Origin of the sequence: Streptomyces xanthophaeus, from assembly GCF_000725805.1 — a bacterium.
Taxonomy (GTDB): Bacteria; Actinomycetota; Actinomycetes; order Streptomycetales; family Streptomycetaceae; genus Streptomyces; species Streptomyces xanthophaeus.
On record NZ_JOFT01000073.1, the window covers coordinates 1 to 4,918 of the forward strand.

At 69.8% G+C, this 4,918-nt stretch carries 2 protein-coding genes; both read right to left on the reverse strand.

Annotation, left to right across the window (positions count from 1 at the left end; genetic code table 11):
- Positions 1 to 4,486 (reverse strand): non-ribosomal peptide synthetase (locus tag IO30_RS42250; RefSeq protein ID WP_167347290.1); only part of this gene is annotated, 4,486 nt, incomplete at its 3' end.
- Between the two features lie 95 nt (positions 4,487 to 4,581).
- The coding region (locus IO30_RS46475) for a condensation domain-containing protein (RefSeq protein ID WP_209439900.1) at positions 4,582 to 4,918 on the reverse strand (337 nt) is incomplete at its 5' end.

Here is a 4,918-nt window from a genome sequence, read left to right on the forward strand (position 1 = left end):
GATACATCCGAGCACCCACCCCACCAAACGGATCAGCAACAAACCGCTCAGCAGTCAAACCACCCCGACCCACATAACCCCGCCCCAACTGCACACCCGACACATACAACTCACCCACCACACCAACCGGCACCACACCCAACCCCGCATCCAGCACGTACAGACGGGTGTTCCACACGGGACGGCCGATCAGTACGCGCTCCGGCTCTGCCTCCTCCCCAGTAGTCGGGCAGGCCCACGAGGTCACGTCGACGGCCGTCTCGGTAGGCCCGTACAGGTTGTGCAGCGGAGCGTCCAGGACGGCGCGGTAGCGCGTGACGAGCTCCAGCGGCAGGGCCTCGCCGCTGCACAGCACCCGCCGCAGGCCCGTGCAGAGCGCGGACGCCGGCTCGCGCAGGAACTCGCGCAGCATCGACGGTACGAAGTGGACGGTGGTGACGCGTTCGCTCCTGATCAAGCGGGCCAGATAGGCCGGGTCCTTGTGTCCCTGCGGCTTGGCCAGGACCAGGGTGGCGCCCTCGGCCAGCGGCCAGAAGAACTCCCATACCGAGACGTCGAATCCGGCCGGAGTCTTCTGCAGCACCCGGTCGTCCGGTGTCAGGCCGTACTCCGCCTGCATCCACTGCAGCCTGTTGACGATCGCCTCGTGCGGAACCACGACTCCCTTCGGGGTCCCGGTCGAGCCCGAGGTGTAGATGACGTAGGCGGGATGCCCGGGCAGCAGCGCGTCCGTCCGGTCGGCGTCGGTCACCGGTGCGGTGGTGTGGCCGGCCAGTTCTTCCTGGACGGCGGGGTCGTCGAGTACGACGCGGCTGCCCGGTCCGCCGATGCCTACGGGCGGCAGCCCCGGCTCGGTCTCCCCGACGCACACGGTGCACAGCGGAGCTGCGTCGTCGAGCATGTGCGCGAGGCGGTCGGCGGGGTACGTGGGGTCGAGCGGCAGATAGGCCGCGCCCGTCTTGAGGACGGCGACGAGGGCCACCACCAGGTACACGGACCGGTCGAGCACCACGGCGACGGTTTTCTCCGGTCCCGCGCCGCGTGCGATGAGCAGGCGGGCGAGCCGGTTCGCCCGCTCGTCCAGCTGCGCGTAGGACAGGGTCTCGCCCTCGTACACCAGGGCCTGGGCACCGGGCAGGAGCGCCGCCCGGCGGGCGAGCAACTCCGGGAGGACCGTGTGCGCCACGGGCCGTGCGGTGTCGTTGAACCCGGACAGCAACTGCTCGCGTTCCTCTGCCGAGACGACGTCCATCGAGCCGATGCGCCGGTCGGGGTGCGACACGGCCGTGCGCAGGACGCGCTCGAACCGGTGCAGAAGGGTTTCCACCGTGTCCCGGTCGAAGACGTCCGTGTTGTAGTAGACGGCTCCTGCGATGCCGCCTTCCGGCCGTTCGCTGAGCTCCAGGTGCAGGTCGAACTTGGCCGTGGTCGCGGCGATGTCCTGGGGGCGTGCCTCGATCCCGGCCATCCGGAGGTCTGCGGCCGGCACGTTGTGGAAGGCGAGCATCACCTGGAAGAAGGGGTTCAGGCCCGGGGAGCGGGTCGGGTTGAGGACCTCCACGAGCCGCTCGAAGGGGATGTCCTGGTGTTCGTATGCGGACAGCACGGTCGTCCGCACCCTGCCGAGGAGTTCGCGGAAGGAGGGGTCGCCCGAGGCGTCCGTCCGTATGACGAGGGTGTTCACGAAGAACCCGACCAGGTCGTCGAGTGCCTCGTCCGTCCGCCCTGCGATGGGGCTGCCGATCGGGATGTCCTCGTTGTCGCCGAGCTTGGTGAAGAGGGCAGCCAGGGCGGCCTGGAGCACCATGAACATGCTCGTGCCGCTCTGCCTGGCGAGTACGGCCAGTCCGGCGTGCAGGTCGGCCTCCACTCCCCAGGGGATCTCGCCGCCACGGTGGGTGGCGGCCGCGGGGTGCGGGCGGTCCAGGGGGAGGTCCAGCCGTTCGGTGATCCCGTCCAGCGCCGTACGCCAGTGGGCGAGCTGCCTGGCCGCGAGGCTGCCGGGGTCGTCTTCGTCGCCCAGGAGCCGCTGCTGCCACAGCGTGTAGTCCGCGTACTGCACGGGGAGCCGTGTCCAGCCCGGTGTGCTGCCCAGGCGGCGCGCCTCGTACGCCTGGGCCAGGTCCCTGGCGAGCGGGGCGGCGGACCATCCGTCGCCCGCTATGTGGTGCAGGACCAGCAGGAACACCCGGTCGGTCTCGGTGAGCTCGTAGAGGTGAGCGCGTACGGGTACGTCGACGGCGAGGTCGAAGCAGTGGCTGGCGGCGGTGCTCAGCTCCTCGGCGAGCCGTGCCCGTGTCGTACGCGTGGCAGCCACGGGCACCAGTCCGGCTGTGGCATCGAGGATCTGCTGGCGCGGAACGCCTTCCTGCTCAGGGAAGACCGTCCGCAGGCTCTCGTGGCGGGCCACGACATCGGCCAGTGCCTGCTCCAGCGCCTCCCGGTCCAGGTGTCCGGTCAGCTTCAGCGCGATGGGGATGTTGTACGTCGAACCCGGGCCTTCCAGCCGCTGCAGGAACCACAGCCTCTGCTGGGCGGACGAGAGCGGCAGGGGGTGCGGTCGCTGTTCGGGCAGGAGTGCGGGCCTGGCTTTCCGGGCCTCGGCGAGTGTCCGGGCGAGGGCTGCCACGCTCGCGGCCTCGAACAGCCGCCTGATCTCCACTTCGGCGCCGAGTGCACTCCGGATTCGGCTGATGAGGCGGGTCGCGAGGAGGGAGTGGCCGCCGAGGTCGAAGAAGTTGTCGTCGACCCCTACCGCCGGCAGCTCCAGCACCTCGGCGAACAGGGTGCACAAGAGCTGCTCCAGCGAGTTCTGCGGGAGGCGTGCGGAGGTCATCGACGCGAAGTCGGGGGCGGGCAGGGCTGCGCGATCGAGCTTCCCGTTGGGCAGGAGGGGGAGCTTCGCGAGCAGTACCACGGCTGACGGAACCATGTGGGCGGGCAGGACCGAGGCCACGTGCGCCCGCAACGCGGCCTGGTCCACCGGCTCGGCGTCGGTCCGGTCGGTCCGGTCGGTCGCCGATGCGACGACGACGTAGGCAACCAGTCGACCGGATCGCTCCTGGTCCCGGTCCCGGTCCTCGCGCAACACGACCGCTGCCGATTCGACTCCCTGGTGCCGCAGGAGTACGGACTCGATCTCACCGGGCTCGATCCGGAACCCACGCAACTTGACCTGCTGGTCGGCGCGCCCTGCGAAGTGCAGCACACCCTCCCGGGTCCAACGGGCCAGGTCTCCCGTGCGGTACATCCGGGCGCCGGGGGTGAAGGGGTCGGCGACGAACCGTTCGGCGGTCAGGCCCGGGCGGCGGTGATATCCGCGGGCCAGCCCGGCACCGGCCACGTAGAGCTCACCCGTGACTCCCACGGGCACCGGCCGCAGCCGCTCGTCCAGGACGTAGACCTGGGTACGGCTGATCGGCCGGCCGATCGCGGGCTGTTCCGCCCCGTGCAGCGCGCCGGTCATGCTGACGCACACGGTGTACTCGGTCGGTCCGTAGGCATTGATCATCCGCCGGCCTGCAGACCACTGTTCGACGGTCCGGCCCGGGCACGTCTCGCCTGCGACGACCAGGGTTCCCGGATATCGGGCGTCCGCCGTGTCGGGGGTGGCGGCGAGGACGGAAGGCGGCACGCAGAGATGTGAAACCCGATGGCGCTGGAGGGTGTCGGCGAGCGGCTTGCCCGGGGTGAGGTGCTCGGCGGATGCGAGGACGAGGGTGGCTCCGGCCAGCAGGGTCGCGTACATCTCGTAGACGGCGGCATCGAAGCTGACCGACGCGAACTGCAGGAACCGGCTGCCGGGCAGCACGTCGAGTTCCTCGGCCACGTGTCGGGCGAGATTCGGCAGGCCGGCGTGCGTGACGACGACGCCCTTGGGCCGTCCGGTGGAACCGGAGGTGTAGATGACGTACGCCGGATGCTGCGGCAACAGCGGTGTAGTCCGCTCCGCGTCGGAGACGGGACCACTCGGATACGCCTCGGCTGCGTCACTGCCGTCGAGCCCGTCCAGGACGATGCGGCCGGCCGGGAGGACGGCTGCCGAATCGGGCAGGGCGTCTTGGGTGGCGGTGGTGCAGACCCCGCAGACGGGCCGGGTGTCGTCGAGCATGAAGGTGAGGCGCTCGGCGGGATAGCCGGGGTCGAGGGGCAGGTAGGCCGCACCCGTCTTCAACACGGCCAGCAGGGTCACCACCAGGTCAACCGACCGCGGGACCGCCACCGCAACGACCTGCTCAGGACCCGCACCCCCCTCGATCAGCAGACGCGCCAGCCGGTTCGCCCGGTCATCCAGCTCCCCATAGGTGACGGCCTGGTCCTCGAAGACCACCGCGACCGCATCCCGGTCCCCGGCAACCCGGCTCTCGAACAGCTCCGGCACGCACTCCTTACGCACCGGCAGCAGCGTGTCATTGACGTCCAGGACGAACTTCTCGTACTCGCCCGGCTCCAGCACCTCCACGAGGTCCACCGCATACGTCACCACACCCTCGATACCAGCCGGCAGCCCATCAGACCCGTGACGCTCGGTGAGGCTGAACGTCAGGTCGAAACGCGCGATCCCCGGATCAACCGCATCCGTCACCACCTCCAGACCCGGGAGCGAGAAATGCTCCCACCAGAACGCCGCGCCAATTCGACGATTCGGACGTGTAGTTCCGGGCTCAGTCCGACCGGGATGAGCGCACCTTGGGCCGATGCAGCGGCAGACCGTGGCCGGTCGAAGGGAAGGTCGAGCTCTTCGGGGATCCCGTCGAGAGCCGTCCGCCAGAAGTCGGTCTGCCGAGCCAACAAGCTTTCCGGATCGGTTTCCTCCCCGAGGAGCTGGTGCTGCCACAGCGTGTAATCCGCGTACTGAACCGGCAACGGCGCCCAGCCCGGCACCTCACCCACACACCGCGCCGCATACGCATCCGCG